The organism is Pseudorhizobium banfieldiae (assembly GCF_000967425.1).
GTDB classification, from domain to species: Bacteria; Pseudomonadota; Alphaproteobacteria; order Rhizobiales; family Rhizobiaceae; genus Neorhizobium; species Neorhizobium banfieldiae.
This window is the reverse complement of sequence record NZ_FO082820.1, coordinates 209,046-224,239: the sequence shown is the minus strand read 5'-3', so window position 1 is coordinate 224,239 and position 15,194 is coordinate 209,046. Positions and strand designations below refer to the sequence as shown.

Annotated in this window: 20 protein-coding genes; 6 read left to right on the top strand and 14 right to left on the bottom strand. The window is 61.4% G+C overall.

Translation table 11 applies throughout. The features are described from left to right. Positions 1-79: 79 nt before the first annotated feature. Genes NT26_RS01110 through NT26_RS01050 form a run of 13 tightly spaced genes read right to left on the bottom strand, consistent with a single transcriptional unit; the run spans position 80 to position 8,964 of the window. Complete coding sequence (locus NT26_RS01110; RefSeq protein ID WP_052636952.1) at positions 80-577, bottom strand: flagellar basal body-associated FliL family protein; 498 nt, start codon at positions 575-577, stop codon at positions 80-82. Positions 578-602: 25 nt separating this feature from the next. After that, the gene (flgH, locus tag NT26_RS01105; protein WP_052636950.1) at positions 603-1,322 is read right to left on the bottom strand and encodes a flagellar basal body L-ring protein FlgH; all 720 of its coding nucleotides are present in this window, start codon (positions 1,320-1,322) and stop codon (positions 603-605) included. After that, on the bottom strand, positions 1,319-1,852 hold the full coding sequence (locus NT26_RS01100; protein WP_052636948.1) for a MotE family protein: 534 nt from the start codon (positions 1,850-1,852) through the stop codon (positions 1,319-1,321). The genes flgH and NT26_RS01100 overlap by 4 nt, the downstream gene beginning before the upstream one ends. Continuing rightward, positions 1,849-2,973, bottom strand: a complete 1,125-nt coding sequence (locus NT26_RS01095) for a flagellar basal body P-ring protein FlgI (RefSeq protein WP_052636946.1) — start codon at positions 2,971-2,973, stop codon at positions 1,849-1,851. The genes NT26_RS01100 and NT26_RS01095 overlap by 4 nt, the downstream gene beginning before the upstream one ends. Next, positions 2,970-3,452, bottom strand: coding sequence for a flagellar basal body P-ring formation chaperone FlgA (gene flgA / locus NT26_RS01090; RefSeq protein WP_052636944.1), 483 nt, complete (start codon positions 3,450-3,452; stop codon positions 2,970-2,972). Before flgA ends, NT26_RS01095 begins: the two co-directional genes overlap by 4 nt. Before the next feature lie 18 nt (positions 3,453-3,470). Next, the gene (gene flgG, locus NT26_RS01085) at positions 3,471-4,259 is read right to left on the bottom strand and encodes a flagellar basal-body rod protein FlgG (RefSeq protein WP_052636943.1); all 789 of its coding nucleotides are present in this window, start codon (positions 4,257-4,259) and stop codon (positions 3,471-3,473) included. An 18-nt stretch (positions 4,260-4,277) separates the two neighbouring features. Further along, positions 4,278-4,607: a flagellar hook-basal body complex protein FliE gene (gene fliE, locus NT26_RS01080; protein WP_052636941.1), complete on the bottom strand. Its 330-nt coding sequence runs from the start codon at positions 4,605-4,607 to the stop codon at positions 4,278-4,280. Then, positions 4,604-5,023: a flagellar basal body rod protein FlgC gene (gene flgC / locus NT26_RS01075; protein ID WP_052636939.1), complete on the bottom strand. Its 420-nt coding sequence runs from the start codon at positions 5,021-5,023 to the stop codon at positions 4,604-4,606. Before flgC ends, fliE begins: the two co-directional genes overlap by 4 nt. A 3-nt stretch (positions 5,024-5,026) precedes the next feature. Further along, positions 5,027-5,413: a flagellar basal body rod protein FlgB gene (flgB, locus tag NT26_RS01070; protein WP_052636938.1), complete on the bottom strand. Its 387-nt coding sequence runs from the start codon at positions 5,411-5,413 to the stop codon at positions 5,027-5,029. Positions 5,414-5,465: 52 nt separating this feature from the next. Then, a complete protein-coding gene (locus tag NT26_RS01065; RefSeq protein WP_052636936.1) occupies positions 5,466-6,038 on the bottom strand; it encodes a hypothetical protein in 573 nt (190 codons plus the stop codon). Between the two features lie 2 nt (positions 6,039-6,040). Next, entirely contained in the window at positions 6,041-7,438 is a 1,398-nt protein-coding gene (fliI, locus tag NT26_RS01060; protein WP_162197803.1) for a flagellar protein export ATPase FliI, read from the bottom strand. A gap of 13 nt (positions 7,439-7,451) precedes the next feature. Next, the gene (gene flgF, locus NT26_RS01055; RefSeq protein WP_052636932.1) at positions 7,452-8,186 is read right to left on the bottom strand and encodes a flagellar basal-body rod protein FlgF; all 735 of its coding nucleotides are present in this window, start codon (positions 8,184-8,186) and stop codon (positions 7,452-7,454) included. Position 8,187: 1 nt separating this feature from the next. Beyond that, positions 8,188-8,964, bottom strand: a complete 777-nt coding sequence (locus tag NT26_RS01050; protein WP_052636930.1) for a DUF1217 domain-containing protein — start codon at positions 8,962-8,964, stop codon at positions 8,188-8,190. A gap of 201 nt (positions 8,965-9,165) precedes the next feature. On the opposite strand from NT26_RS01050, the gene motA reads away from it, so the two are divergent. The 6 genes from motA to NT26_RS01020 all read left to right on the top strand — a co-directional run bounded on the left by motA (position 9,166) and on the right by NT26_RS01020 (position 14,420). After that, positions 9,166-10,038, top strand: a complete 873-nt coding sequence (motA, locus tag NT26_RS01045; protein WP_052636928.1) for a flagellar motor stator protein MotA — start codon at positions 9,166-9,168, stop codon at positions 10,036-10,038. Further along, positions 10,038-10,991 carry a FliM/FliN family flagellar motor switch protein gene (locus NT26_RS01040; RefSeq protein ID WP_052641647.1) on the top strand — a complete coding sequence of 318 codons (954 nt, stop codon included), beginning with the start codon at positions 10,038-10,040 and terminating at the stop codon, positions 10,989-10,991. The genes motA and NT26_RS01040 overlap by 1 nt, the downstream gene beginning before the upstream one ends. Positions 10,992-11,054: 63 nt before the next feature. Beyond that, positions 11,055-11,699 (top strand): flagellar motor switch protein FliN, encoded by a 645-nt coding sequence (fliN, locus tag NT26_RS01035; RefSeq protein ID WP_052636925.1) that lies wholly within the window; start codon positions 11,055-11,057, stop codon positions 11,697-11,699. 29 nt (positions 11,700-11,728) lie between these two features. Further along, positions 11,729-12,772, top strand: a complete 1,044-nt coding sequence (gene fliG / locus NT26_RS01030) for a flagellar motor switch protein FliG (RefSeq protein ID WP_052636923.1) — start codon at positions 11,729-11,731, stop codon at positions 12,770-12,772. A 122-nt stretch (positions 12,773-12,894) separates the two neighbouring features. Then, a complete protein-coding gene (flhB, locus tag NT26_RS01025) occupies positions 12,895-13,950 on the top strand; it encodes a flagellar biosynthesis protein FlhB (RefSeq protein WP_052636921.1) in 1,056 nt (351 codons plus the stop codon). Positions 13,951-13,976: 26 nt separating this feature from the next. Beyond that, complete coding sequence (locus NT26_RS01020) at positions 13,977-14,420, top strand: hypothetical protein (protein WP_052636920.1); 444 nt, start codon at positions 13,977-13,979, stop codon at positions 14,418-14,420. Between the two features lie 21 nt (positions 14,421-14,441). Here NT26_RS01020 and visR read toward each other — a convergent pair whose 3' ends face one another. Next, entirely contained in the window at positions 14,442-15,170 is a 729-nt protein-coding gene (gene visR, locus NT26_RS01015; RefSeq protein WP_052636919.1) for a transcriptional regulator VisR, read from the bottom strand. Positions 15,171-15,194: the final 24 nt, after the last annotated feature.

Below are 15,194 nucleotides of genomic sequence, written 5' to 3'. Positions count from 1 at the left end.
ATAGCCATCGCAGGTGATGGCGGTCAACCAGGCGCGCAGGTCATCCCCTGTTATCGGCAGGGCATGACGGGCAGGTGGCCTATTCGATTACCATGGTGCGGAACATCACCCTCGATACCTTTCCCTTCGAACGCAACGCGACGCGCTCCTGAAGGTCGTCGCGCAGGTACTGGAAACCGCGCGGACCCTCGATCTGCTGCAGGGAGACCGTCCGCACATAGGCGAGGATGTCCTGGTGGATGTCCTCGGCAAGGGGAAGTTCCGGCGGGCCGTTGAAGGCAAGGGCAACTTCGAGACGGATCCAGTTTTCGGAAGGATAGGCGAGGTTGGTCGTTATCGGGTCGAGCAAGACGATGCCGTTGGCCTCCGTCGCGATCTTCGGAATACCCTCTTCCTTGGCGTCCTTCTCGCCTTCCGGCGCAACTGCTTCCTCGACCCCGGGAACAGGTGGCGCGATCATCCCGCCCAATACCCAGCCGCCGCCGGCACCAAGCAGGGTCAGAATTGCGACACCGCCGATCAGCAGCAGAAGCGACTTCTTCTTGTTGGCACCGTCGGCGCCCTGTGATTCATCCATCGTCGTGTCCCGTGCTCAGGCCGCCTCAGAAGGGCGAGTAGAGATCCACCACCTGCTGGCCAATCGGCGGCTGTTGCACTTCCATCAGGCGGCCACGGCCGCCGTAGGAAATACGCGCCTCGGCGATGCGCTCATAGGAAATCGTGTTGTCGGCATTGACATCCTGCGGACGGACGATGCCGGCGACGTTCAGGATGCGGATCTCATGGTTCACCCGCACTTCCTGGGAGCCGCTGATCAACAGATTGCCGTTCTCCAGAATGCCGGTCACGACGGCTGCAACGAGCAGTTTCAGCTTCTCGGAACGTTCCGTGGAGCCCTTGCCCTGCGAACTCGAGTTGGAATCGGTGCCCATGTCGCCCGATGTACCGGTGTCCGTGCTGAAGCCGAGGAAGTTCGAGACCTGGGCGCCCCACTGCAGATTGGTGCCGTTCGTGCGGCTGCGTTCGGTTTCGTTGTCGAACGAGGCTCTATCGTTGATCTGGATGTCGACGGTGAGAATATCGCCAACGTTGAGTGCGCGGGCATCCTTGAAGAGCGCGGACTGCGAGTCGCTCCATAGCGAATAGCCATTGGAAAGCTGGCGCGGCTGTTTCGGATAGGACGCCATCTGCGGCGCGGACGCGTATTGCAGGCCGCTGCCGATCGGGCTCATGGAAGGCGCATTGCCGATTTCCTTGATGGTCTGGCTCTGGCATCCCGTGAGCAGGAGGACAGCCACGAGGGCTGGGGCGCGCTTCTTCATGAGGGTTCTTTCGAGGTATTGGGATCGGACGCGCTGGCAATGATCGTGGCGATCACTCCCGCCTTCTGGGGATCCATTTCGCTGAGGACGAGCCCGGACTGGCGCGGCGGAAGCTTCATGATGATGGCAGCCGCCACTTCGATGTTCATTTCTTCCAGCTGCGGCGCGGCAGCATCGGCCTTCATCGTCTTGAAGATCTCGACTAGGCCTGCCTCGGCACGAACGAGGAAATCGTTGCGACGCTTCAGCCAGTCCTCGTATTCCGCCTTGCGGCTTTCGAGAACGGCGATCCGGGCGTCGACGTCGGACTGCAGCTTTTCCAGCTCCTGCTTCTGCAACAGGTAGCGCTGATCCCTGGCGGCATCGGCAATGTTGGTGCAGAACTGCCTGATCTCGTCCTGGGTGGAGTTCGTGAGCGATGGAGCAGGCTCCTGCGCATTCACCTGCGGAACTGCCAACAGTACCACGCCTGCCAGAATAATGTGGCGTAGGGAAGGACGACGGCCACAAGGGTTCGTTGGCTCGGTCATTGCAGGACAAGCTCCGCTTGAAGGGCTCCGGCAGACTTGATGCCCTGAAGGATCGCAATGATCCCGTCGGGCTTGACGCCGATATTGTTGAGGCCGGCGACCAGGGTACGGAGATCAGGGCCATCGAGGATGGCGACCGGGCCGCCTTCCTTCATCGCCATGATGTCCGTTTCCGGCTGGACCGCGGTCACGCCCCGGGAGAAAGGCTCCGGCTGAATGACCTGCGGTGTCTCCGTCACCTGGACGGTGAGCGTCCCATAGCTCACAGCGACGCGCGAAACCCTGACATCGGCGCCGATGACGATGGTGCCGGTGCGCTCGTTGATGACGACCTTGGCCGGAGTGTCGGTCTGGACCACCAGGTTCTCGACTTCGGCCATCAGGCGTGTGAGGTCTGCGGCCTTCGGTTTGGCGATGATGACTTCCTGAGAGTCACGCGCCTCTGCGATGGGACCGCCATAACGCTGACCCGCGAAGACGTTCACCGCGTCGGCCATGCGGACGGCTGTGGAGAAATCCGGATTGCGCAATTGCAGCACCAGGTTGACCGCATCCTTGAAACGCGACGGCAGTTCACGTTCGATGATGGCCCCGTTCGGGACGCGACCGGCCGTGGTGACGCCTTCCGTCAGCGTCGCCGCCTCACCCTGGGCGGAAAAACCCGATACGATGACGGCACCCTGTGCTACGGCATAGATCTGGCCGTCGGCACCGGAGAGCGACGTCATCACCAGCGTACCGCCGCGCAGCGATGTCGCGTCGCCCAGCGAGCTGACACTCACATCGAGGCGGCTGCCGGGGCTTGCGAAGGGCGGCAGGTTCGCGGTGACCATCACCGCTGCGACGTTCTTCGCATTGGACTGCCCGCCCTGGGTGGAGATGCCGAGATTTTGCAACATCGCCCGCATGGACTGGTCGGTGAAGGGCGAACTGCGAAGGCTGTCTCCGCTACCCTGCAAACCAACGACGAGACCATAGCCGATCAACTGGTTGTCGCGGCCAGACTGCAGCGAAGCGATGTCCTTGATGCGGGCGGCGTCCGCCATGGCCGATGGGGCAACGGCGGAGAGTGCCGCGGCCGCCGTCAGAACCAGTGCCAGTATCCAGCGAGCGTGTTTCATCGCGCCATCACCTGTATCGTCCCGTCACCCATCACCGTGCCGCTCACGATGACGCCGGAATCCGTGTTTCGCACGCGAATGAGATCTCCGATGGAGGCGTCCTGGAGAGGCATGCCGGCCGCCGAGATCGTCATGTTGCCGATGCTGAAGGAGAGACGTACCGACGAGCCGCGGCGCACCGCATAGGGCGCCCGCAGCCCGGAGAGGGCGATGGTGCGGCCTGGCAGCAGTGTTCGCGTGCTGACCATGCCGCTGACTTCCTCGACCGTGCGGGCATAGCCACCGGCGAGGTTCGGGTTGGTCACGTCGACCTCTTCCACCGCGGCGACCGAAATCTCCTCGCCGGGATAGATGATCTGTTTCGGCACCACGGCGGTGCCCATGTTCGCGGCGGCAGCAGCTGTCATCCCCAACAGCAAGGCGGCAGCCCACGGGAAGACCTTCCCGTTGATGATCCTCATTCTGCGGCGAAACATCATGTCTGCCCTTCCCGCTGCTTACTTTAGGTTCTTGCTGACGATGGAAGCCATCTCATCTGCCGTGGTGATCACCTTGGAGTTCATCTCATAGGCGCGTTGCGCCGAGATGAGGTCGGTGATCTCCTTCACCGCATCGACGTTGGAGGCTTCCAGATAGCCCTGCTTCACGTAACCGAAGCCCGGATCCTCCGGGACGGCAACGATCGGCTCGCCCGACGCCGGGGTCTGGGCGAACAGGTTGTCGCCCAGCGGCTGCAGTCCTGCCTCGTTCACGAAGTTGGCGATGGTAAGCTGGCCGATTTCCTGGAACTCGGTCGCATTCCCGATGCGGACGCTCACCTGGCCGGTCCGACTGATGACAGTCTCGCTGACATCCGGCGGGAAGACGATGCCCGGAACGACCGTATAGCCGTCGATGGTGACGAGCTGTCCCTGGGCGTTGGTGTTGAAGGCCCCGGCCCGCGTGTACATCGTCGTACCGTCCGGCGCCTCGATCTGGAACCAACCGCGGCCAACCAGCGAGAGGTCCAGGCTGTTTTCGGTATGGGTCAGCTGGCCCTGGGTATGGATGTTGCGCACGGCCGCCGTCTGGACGCCGAGGCCGATGTTGGCGCCTTCCGGCACGATCGCCTGGTTGGCGCGGTTCGGCACGCCCTGGGCACGCTCGGTCTGGTAAAGGAGGTCGGAGAATTCAGCACGCGCGCGCTTGTAGCCGGTCGTGTTGATGTTGGCGATGTTGTTGGCGATGACCTCAAGATTGGTCTGCTGGGCATCCATGCCCGTCGCCGCGACGGAAAGCGCTCTCATGTCCTGGTCTCCGCTCCGTTAGATCGACATCTTGGTGACTTCGAGATACGCATTCACGATCTTGTCGCGCAGCGCGATCGCCGTATTCAGCGACTGCTGGGCCTGCAGGACCGCGTCCACCACCTCACGGGTATTGGCCTTGCCCTGGATGCCCTCGAATGATTTCACTTCGGCGAACTTCAGGCTGTTCATGGTGTCGGTCGCCATGCCGCCAAGGACGCTGGCGAAGTTCATGCCGGCATTCTCGCCAGGGGCGAGCGTGCCATTGAGTGAGGAACTCGTCTCGACCAGTTCCTTCAGGTTCCGGGTCGGCGACAGGGAGCTTATCTGGGTAATGCTATCGATCATTGTCCGCTCTTCAGAAGGTCTATGGTCGCGGCGATGAGTTCCCGCGTCTGTTTGATGGTCTGCAGATTTGCGTCGTAGGTCCTGTTGGCCTCGCGCATGTCCGCCATTTCGATCAGCATGTTGACGTTCGGCAGCTTCACCATGCCACGCTCATCAGCAGCCGGATGGTTGGGGTCGTATTCCTCGATGAAATTCGAGGCATCGGTACCGAGCTTCTTTACGCGCACCAGTTCGACCTCGGCAGCGCGGTCCATCTCGGCGCCGAAGGTGATCGTCTTGCGCCGGTACGGATCGGCGCCAGGCGTGTCCCCTGTGGAGCGTGCGTTGGCAATGTTTTCGGAAACGATGCGCAGGCGTGTCGCCTGGGCCTCAAGGCCGGAGCCTGCGATCTTGGAAGCGGCTGAAAGCGGATCCATTGCTTACCTTCTTACCGTCATGAGCATCATGCCATGGAAAGACTTCACGAGGCTCGTGCTGAGCTCGTATTGGCGCTTGATCTCTCCGGTCTTGGAGAGTTCCTCGGCGAGCGCCACGGTGTTGCCGGACTCCTGCAGGCCGATCTCGTTGTTCAGCTCGTTTTCGCTGACTTCGATGTCCTGGCCGTACTGGCTCGCCGCCAGATGTCCGGGATGCGTCCGGACCATGCTGACCTGGGTCTGGTCCAGGACCGCATTGAACGGAGTGATGTCCTTGGCGCGGAACTGGGGCGTGTTGGCATTCGCGATGTTGGTCGCCACAACCTCCTGACGGACCGAAAGCCATTCAGCCTGCCGGGATGCGAGCGCGAATAGTTGAATCGGTTGCATAGGCTTCTCCATCGTTCTGTCTGGAGACTATGCAGGTAATCTTGCGTGGGACTTACGGACGCCCCGCGCCTTGATCCTCGTAGACTTCGCCCGAGGAGGTGACGATTGCCCACTTACCGTCGCGTTGCTCGATTCGGGCCAGCTTGCTGTTGTCGGGGAGGATCGAACCGACGCGCACCATGCACATGCCGGCGCCGTCTTCGATCAGTGCACGGCCATTGGTGACGTGCAGCAAGCGGAACGAACTCTTCCCGGGGAAGGGCTGGATTTCGAGCAGCCTGCCGCGCTCTTCCTCCTCGCCCAGCGCCGACGTCGTTGCGGTGGTCAGGCTATCTGCAGGCTCAGGTGCCGGCGCCGCTTCGTCATCATCCGAATTGTCGACCATAGCCAGAGGCGAGACGCTCATCACATTACGCGGCTGCCCCGGCGGGAGATCGCGTGTATGCTCGAAGCTCGGGGTGCGGATACCGAACTTGTCCTCATTGAAAAAGACGTACCAGGGAAAGATCGCCGAGGCTGCGGCGAGCGCGATGCCGGTGGCCGTGAGGATCCGATCCCCTGCGCGAGGCGAATTCTTTTGCAGCCGGTGCAGGTCGTCCATCTCCGGCGTGTCGATTTCAGCCATGCTTACCCTCTCTGTCTCGCAGCTTGCGGCGCCTGACCGGCCGCGTTACGCAGCGCTGTGGCGAGGTCGGCATAAGCGTCAGCGGAAGGCTGCTCGCCCGGCGTCTGCTTCAGAACTTCGTAGATAACCGGCACCTGCTTGATCGCCATGTCGAGGTCCGGATCACTACCGGGGCGATATCCACCGATAAGGCGCAGGTCGCGCGTTTCCTCGTATCGGTGGATGAGCGCCTTCAGGCGGGAAACAAGCTTCTCCTGGTCCGGCGTCCATGCCTTGCGGGCCAAACGGGAGATCGACGCAAGGGGATTGATCGGTGGATAGCGCCCCTCCTCCGCGAGGCTTCGATCCAGCACAAGATGGCCATCGAGAATGCCACGCGTCGAATCGGCAATGGGGTCATTGTGGTTGTCGCCATCCACGAGGATCGAGATGATCGCCGTAACGGTGCCCGCACCTTCGGCGCCCGGCCCTGCCCGTTCGAGTAGGCGCGGCAGTTCGGTGAAGACGGAAGCCGGATAGCCGCGCGCGATCGGCGGCTCGCCGGAAGCGACGGCGACCTCTCGGATCGCATGGGCAAAGCGGGTGACGCTGTCAACAATGAAGAGGACATTGTCCCCCTGGTCGCGGAAATGCTCGGCAATCGTCACGGCGACCAGCGGCGCCATCTTGCGTAGCATCGGGCTTTCGTCACTCGTCGCAACGACCGCGATCGCCTTTGCCATGTGCGCGCCCATCGTGTCCTCGATGAATTCGCGAACTTCTCGTCCTCGTTCGCCAACGAGCGCAATGACAACCTTGTCAAAGGCGTCTGCACGAGCCAGCATCGACAGAAGCGTGGATTTGCCGACGCCCGAACCGGCAAACACGCCCAGGCGCTGGCCAAGGCAGAGCGGTGAGAAGATATCAACTGCCCGAACGCCGGTCATGAATCCCTTCTCGACGCGGCTGCGGGTCATCGAGGGCGGCGCCGTATTGGAGATGGAGCGCTTGACGCGTCCCTTGACCAGTGGTCCGCGCCCGTCGATCGGATCTCCCAGCGCGTTGATCGTGCGCCCGCACCAGCTGTCGTCCGGGGCGACCCGGAAAGCGCCCTTGCGGATCACGGTATCGCCGATGCCAATCGGCTCGCCGGGCTCGATCGGGCAGACGTAGACCACCTCCGGTTCGACGCGAACCACTTCGCCGAGGTGGATGCCGGTGGCGCTGCGGTGGGCCACAAACTCCCCGAGCCGAACATGCCGCGAGAGGCCCGCAACCGCATAGTGACCCGCCGCAATCGTGCGAACATGGCCTCCGTGCGCCACCGAATGGGCCGGATTGGCGTAGCGTTCGGTGATCTCGGCAAGCTGCGCCAGCTTTCCGCCCGTGACTGCCTGCAGGATTGCCGCCTGGTCAAACATTGGCATTCAGTTCCTATCGGCCGCCGCCAAGTGTCTTGATGGCTTCGTCGAAGGAGGCTTCGGTGTCGCGCATCATTGCGGAGATCCCCTCGAAGGCACGGTTCACCTGGATCAGCTGCGTCATCTCGCTGATGCCGTTGACGTTCGATGCCTCGATGTACCCCTGCACCACGGCAACGTTGAAGTTGTCGACGACCGGCTGGGGCGCAGCCACGGGAATGACGCCGCTATTGTCTGCCCGCAGGAACCCCTGGGAAAGGTCAGCGGTGAACAGGCCAAGCGTCGCGACCGGCTGGCCGTCCTGCATGATGCGGCCATCGGCACCGACGGTCGGCGGGCCGCCATTGCGGTTGAGCTGGATCGGTGCGCCGCCGGCGTCCAGAACCGGGTGCCCCATGATCGACACGAGTTCACCGGTCTCGAGCATCGTGAAGCGGCCGTCCCTGGTCAGCACCTGCCCTGCGGGCGTATCGATCGTGAACCAAGCATCACCCTTGATGGAAAAGTCGAGGGCATTGCCTGTCTGTTGCATCTGGCCCAGGCGCGTGGACAGATAATCGTTGCCCTGGGTGACGAACGCCACTTTGGCATTCAGTTCGTTACGGGTGCTGCTCAAGACCTCGTCGAATTTGACCTCGGTCGCGCGGAAGCCGACAGTGTTCATGTTGGCCATATTGTCGGCGATCGTGTTCAGACGGCGCTCGAGCGCGATCTGCGAGGAAATTCCGACGTATAGTCCGGACTGCATATCATTTGCCTCCGAGTTTCAGTGAATTGATCGAGATGAGAAGGTCAGTCGAGATGCCCTGAGTGGATGGGGCGAAGAGCGAAACGAAGGAGACGGGATCGCTCGAATTCTCCATCTCCCACAGGGCCGCAAACCGCTCCAGCAGCTTCGATACCTTTGCGGGGTCCTGGAAGTCAGCAACGTCGATGGAGTCCTCGATAAATTCGGCCTGGCGGTCGACATCCATCGCAGCGATCTCATCGGGCAACTGAAGGACGGTCCGTATCACCTCGACGAGCGCATCGTCGGCCAGGATTTCCATGCCGGACTTGATGGAAGGGGCCATGCGCTCGAAATAGAGCGCCAGCCGCACGCCGGGATTATCCGCGCCTGCCTCCTCCTCCAGCGTCTGGCGCGTGTATCGCTCGACCACGCCCTTCTGCGCCTTCTCGAAAGCGGTAGCCGCGGCGCCGTGCGCCTCGAAGTTGAAGGTCTCGGCGAGCGCTGCATACCGGCTGTCGGCGAGCTTGCGCGCAAATGCTTCGCTGTCTGCCACACCTTCGGTCAGCACCTTCCGGATGAAGGCCTTGGCATAGGCCATGTCTTCCAGGCCATGGGCCTTGAGGGCGTAGTTATAGATGCGGCTGTCAGCCATGAAATCATCGACAGTTTTTATCTTGCCGATGTTGGCCAGGTAGTATTCGGTCTCGCGCGCCACATCCGGCTTCTCGGCGACGCGCGCCAGAGAGCTCGGCAAGTCCCTGCTGATCATCGCATAGCTGGTATAAGTCGTGATCATCTCGGGTCCCCCAGGCGTGGTGAAACGGCTTCTCTCGGACAATGCGCCCGATTCTGATGGCAAGCACTAGGACGGAAGACTTGTGCGAGGCTGTACCTTACCCCCGATGCTCCGAACCGGTTTTTCTGTCTGAACCAGCCTCACGCAAGCCAGAGGCCGTATCTCCACTGTGAAAGTCTCAACTTCTGTGCGGGTACCCGGATGAATATTCTAATCGGAATGGTGATCACGTTCGGCTGCATCCTGGGTGGCTACATGGCCATGGGTGGGCATATCGACGTTCTCATTCAGCCATTCGAACTGGTGATCATCGGCGGTGCCGGCCTCGGCGGCTTCATCGTCGCGAACCCCATGAAGGTGGTAAAGGACTCGGGCAAGGCGCTCGGCGAGGTGTTCAAGAACGCCGTGCCGAAGGAGCGCAACTACCTTGATGTTCTGGGTGTCCTCTACTCGCTGATGCGTGACCTGCGCACGAAGTCGCGTAACGAGATCGAAGCGCATATCGACAATCCCGAAGAATCCCCGATCTTCCAGACCGCCCCCAATCTTCTGAAGAACAAGGAACTCACCTCGTTCATCTGCGACTACGTCCGGCTGATCATCATCGGCAATGCGCGCTCGCACGAAATCGAAGCGCTCATGGATGAAGAACTAGAGACGCTTCTCCACGACAAGATGAAGCCTTACAACGCCATCGCGCAGATGGGCGACAGTTTCCCGGCCATCGGCATCGTTGCGGCAGTTCTCGGGGTCATCAAGGCGCTCGGAAAGATCAACGAGTCGCCCGAAGTTCTCGGCGGCCTGATCGGCGCCGCACTCGTCGGCACGATGCTCGGCATCGTCCTCTCCTATTCCGTCTGCACGCCGCTGGCGTCGCAGGTCAAGATCGTGCGCACTAAGCAGCATCGCCTCTTCATCATCGTGAAGCAGACGCTTCTCGCCTACATGAACGGCTCTGTCCCACAGGTGGCGCTGGAATACGGACGCAAGACAATCTCCAACTACGAGCGCCCCTCGATCGATGCGGTCGAGCAGGAAATGATGAATCCGGGCGGTGAAAACAAGGCGGCATGATGACGACGACCGAGGCAAGGGAATTCTCCCCGGCTCCAATCGACTTCGCCCTTCTCGCGAGACTGACGGGGGGGCTTGGGGACCGGAAGACGATCGAGAAGATCAGCGCTGATTTCGGTCGGCTCTATGCCGACTTCCTGCCGGATGTCTTCAACAGCGAGACAGGCATCTCAATCGACGTAGCCTATACCGGCTGCTCTTCCGGGCTGATGACGGACCTGGTCGCCGATCTCGGCGACACGTTCACGCTTGCCGACGGCTCGCTTCGCAACTGGTCGCCGAACTTTGTTCTCGCCTGCGGCAACAGTTTCATCATCGCGTTGATGGAGCGCATGCTGGGCGCCCTGCCGGAAACCATCGAGCAGCCCTTCGAACGGCCTCTGTCGGAGATCGAACTCGATCTCGCGCAGATGGTCCTCGGCAAGATGGGTGAGGTCCTACGCTCGGGCGTGAACGCCCAGGGCGGCTTCGAGGCAATACTGGAGCGCAGCCACAACTTCGAGGATCGTCCGGGACCGGACGAGGCCACTCCGGCCGAATTCGGCGTGGCCATCCGTCTCGCCGTAGAGATCGGCAAAGTCGCGTCCGAGCTCGCTCTCGTCATTCCGCAGCGCGCCTTCCTGAAGACCAAGGTCGTCATGCCGAAGGCAAAGGGGCAATCCTCCAAGACCAAGGAAGAGTGGTATGAGCGGATCTCCGAGCAGGTTCGACGCTCCCACGTGACGCTGGAGGCGCGCGTCCGTCTCCAGACGCTGACCCTCGGAACCATATCTCGCCTGGCCGCTGGCGACGTCATTGCCTTCCAGGACAAGAAGGACGTGACGGTTCAGGTGCGTGCCAACGGCATGGACATGTATGCCTGCGAACTCGGCCGCTCCGGCGAGCGGTATACGGTCCGCGTGAAAGACAACATCAGCACCGACGATGAAATCCTTGACCATCTGATGGGATAGAGCCGTACCGGGTCATCATCCGCACGGCAGGTTGACGCAAGTTTCAACGGGAATAATGAGCACATGGCTACGAAGAAGACACCAGTGACCGAAGAGGACATCGCGATGCCCGGCGTCGCGAGCGGCGAACTCGATCAGGCGATCGATGACCTGCGTGGCGTGCTCAAGGCTGACAGCGATGGCGTACCAGGCTTCGATGCCGACTTCGGGAATGTCGGCGGTGACCTTTCACCCGCAGGATCCAGCGATTTCGGTGCAGAGTTCGGCTCTGATCTCGCCGGTGCAGACAGCTCCGCCGCTGGTCTCGCGGACTTTGGAGGCGGCGATTTCGGGGGCAGCGATTTCGGCAACACCGACTTCGGTGGTTCCGACCTCGGGGGCTCCGGTTTCGGCGGCGCAAGCATGGACGAACCGACCTTTTCCGGTGGCGTCCAGGAGCCTGGTAGCGCGCTCGCCGCCAACCTCGACCTCATCATGGACATTCCGATCGACGTCGAGATCGTTCTTGGTTCGAGCCGTATGCAGGTTTCCGGGCTGATGAACCTCGAAGAAGGTGCAACGATCGCGCTGGACAAGAAGATCGGCGAGCCCGTTGAGATAATGGTCAACGGTCGGCGAATCGGCAAAGGTGAGATCACCGTGCTCGACAATGACGACACGCGCTTTGGCGTGAAGGTAACTGAAGTACTCAGTACGAAAAGAGCCTGATCCCGGTGTAGGGACAGAGAGGTAAGACCATGATGGACTTTGACGATTTCGGTGGCGCTGTAGCCGAGAAACCGTTGTCCCAAGCCGAAAAGGCCGCCGCTGTGCTTCTTGCCATGGGCAAGGGCGTTGCCGGCAAGCTTTTGAAGTACTTCACCCAGGCCGAACTCCAGACCATCATCGCCTCTGCCCAGCGCTTGCGCTCAATTCCGCCTGACGAGCTGTTGCTGCTCGTCAACGAATTCGAAGACCTGTTCACTGAAGGAACGGGTCTCATGGACAACGCCGCCGCAATCGAGGCGATCCTCGAAGAGGGGCTTACACCTGAGGAAGTCGACGGCCTTCTCGGCCGCCGCACTGCCTTTCAGGCTTACGAATCGTCGATATGGGACCGTCTGCAGGATGCCGATCCGGCCTTCGTTGCCAAGTTCCTGTCGCGCGAGCATCCCCAGACGATGGCCTACATCCTGTCGATGCTGCCGTCCTCCTTCGGCGCAAAGGTCCTGCTGCAACTGCCCGAAAGCCGTCGCGCCGACATCATGAACCGTACGGTCAACATGAAGGACGTGAGCGCGAAGGCTGCACAGATCATCGAAAAGCGGGTCGTGGACCTGATTGCCGCTATCGACGCAGAGCGCAATTCGCAGGGTTCCGCGAAGGTCGCGGAACTGATGAACGAGCTCGACAAGCCGCAGGTCGACACGCTGCTCACGTCTCTCGAGACGATCAGCAAGGAAGCCGTCAACAAGGTTCGCCCGAAGATCTTCCTGTTCGAGGACCTCCTCTACATGCCGCAGCGCAGCCGTGTCCTGCTGCTGAACGACGTTGCAGCGGATATCCTGACGATGGCGCTTCGCGGTGCGAGCTCCGAAATCAAGGAGTGCGTGCTTTCCGCGATCAGCCCACGCCAGCGCCGCATGATCGAATCGGATCTCGCCGTGCCGGCTGCGGCACTGAACCCGCGCGAAGTGGCAATTGCACGGCGCGCCGTAGCGCAGGAAGCGATCCGACTCGCAACCGCCGGGCAGATCCTGCTCAAGGAGCCGGAAGAAGGCGGCGACGTGCAGGCGGCCTGAGGCCGCACTGGCATTTCTCGCATGGCCTGCCCACAGTCTTTTTGTTGACTCGATTACCGGCTAGCGCCCGCATGCGCTAGCCTGCGGCTGCAGGCCTGATCGATTCGGCGGGGACGGACGTCTTGTCAGAAGATAAAGACAGCAAAACAGAAGACCCTACCGCCAAGAAAATCTCCGACGCGGCCGCCAAGGGCAACGTGCCTTTTGCGCGAGAAGTCCCCGTCTTCGCGTCGGCACTTGCCTTCTACATCTTCCTGGTCTTCTTCATGCCCTCCGGCATGGCCAACCTCGCAGAGACCCTGAAGGACGTCTTCTCGCAGCCCGATCAATGGCAACTGGAGAATAGGCCGGACGTCATATCGCTCGGCGTCCATCTTGCCTGGGCCGTCGCGGGATTCCTCATCCCCGTCATGCTCCTCTTCATCCTGTTCGGCGTGGGATCCTCGCTTGCGCAGAACATGCCGTCCATGGTCCTGGAGCGTATCCGTCCGCAGGTGTCGCGAATCTCACCTAAGAAGGGTTTCGAGCGCATCTACAGCGTCGCGGGCATGGTCGAGTTCGGCAAGTCCTTCTTCAAGATCCTCATCGTCTCGACCATCATGTACTTCGTCATGCGCGGCGAGTTCTTCGCAGCGATCGATGCGATGTTCTCGGACCCGCAGGTCATTCTGGTCAAGCTTGACGGAATAGCCCGCAAGATGGTGGTCATCGTGCTCCTGGCCACCGCCTTCCTCGCCGCAATCGACGTGGCCTGGTCGCGTCATCACTGGTTCACCCAGCTCAAGATGACGAAGCAGGAGGTGAAGGACGAGTACAAGCAGGCCCAGGGCGACCCGCTGGTGAAGTCGAGGCAGCGGTCGATCGCCCGAGATCGCGCCCGACGCCGCATGATCGACAGCGTGCCACGCGCCACGCTGGTGATCGCCAACCCCACCCACTTTGCAGTGGCCCTTCGCTACGTACGCGAGGAGAACGACGCGCCGGTGGTCGTCGCCAAGGGCCAGGACCTCATCGCCCTCAAGATACGCGAAATTGCCGAAGCCAACGGGATTCCGGTCTTCGAAGATCCGCCCCTTGCCCGCTCCATGTTTGCGCAAGTCTCGGTTGATAGCGTCATTCCGCCAGCCTTCTACAAGGCGGTGGCGGAACTGGTGCATCGGGTTTACGCGGCCCGTTAGCCGAATCAACGGACACATTGAGCGTCATGAAAAAATGCGACCACGCTGCAGAAAGAGAAAAGATACTCGCCAGTGCCATCAGTCCCGTGGCTACAGAGCTCCGGTTACTGGACGCCGGCGACCTGATTTCCCTGATACGGCTGGAGTCCTACGGCAATCTCGCTGACCTTGTCTCGTCGGCCGCGGAACTGTATTTCCATCCCGGCACGATCAACTTCGGTGCCGGTGGTGAGTATTCGCTGGAGTGGAGCGGGCCGCCGCAGGTCGTTCTGGATCTCGAGATCAAGCCGAAGGGCGTCTCCGTCTATGCCCGCCTGACGCTCGCCGACACGCAGGCGGGAATCGAGATCGACCACATCGCCTTCCAGACGCCGCTGGAGAACCCGGAAGCAAATACGGAGTTCCTCGAGCGCAGTCTCCAGGAAGCGCGGTTCGTCAAGACGACGCCGCCCATGGCTCTGGCCAGCTAGGCGGGATCCGCCTCCTCTCCCTCAATGGATATGGCCGAGGCGGATCGCCTTGGCTATGGCCTGTATCCGATTCACGGCATCGAGCTTCATGGTCGCCGAACCGAGATAGGCGTTGACCGTATGGACGGACAGACCAAGATTATCGGCAATTTCCTCGCTGATGCGTCCGTCGCCCGCCAGTTGCAGGCAGGCAACCTCCCGTTCACTGAGTGTCTCGGCGGTCACCGTCCGCCGCTCGTCCAGCGCGAGCAGGTCCATCATGATCTGGCAGCCGAGCACATGGTGTTCGACGATAGCGTCGCTGGAGAGGTTGAGGGAGGCAGCGGTGAAGACCAGATAGCCGTTCCCAGTCGCGCCAAGCCGAATTGGAAAGGCCAAACCAGAGAAAGGCAGAACGTCCGAGGGAAGCTCACGGATGAGAGGCGTGAACTCTGAAGCCTGTACGAAGCTCATGTGGTCAGAGCCGGTCCAAGCCAACGGCAGGAGCGATGTCTCCACGTGGTCCAACATCGCCTCGCCGTAGGTTTCCACCACCATGGCGAGATGGCGGGAGTGCTCCTCTCCCCAGTTGTCCATTTCGGAGATCAGCTTCCGCTTGCCCGGAAGACCTCCACCCGCGATCCGGAACATCACGAAATTGCGGGCCCGCAGATGCTTCTGCATCGCCACCAGTCTTGGAAAGATATCGGCGCGGCTGGTAGGCCGTTGAGCGCGGAGGAAATGCGCCGCCGTGGAGGCGTCGATCGCCATGCTATGCCTTCATCCCATTCATGC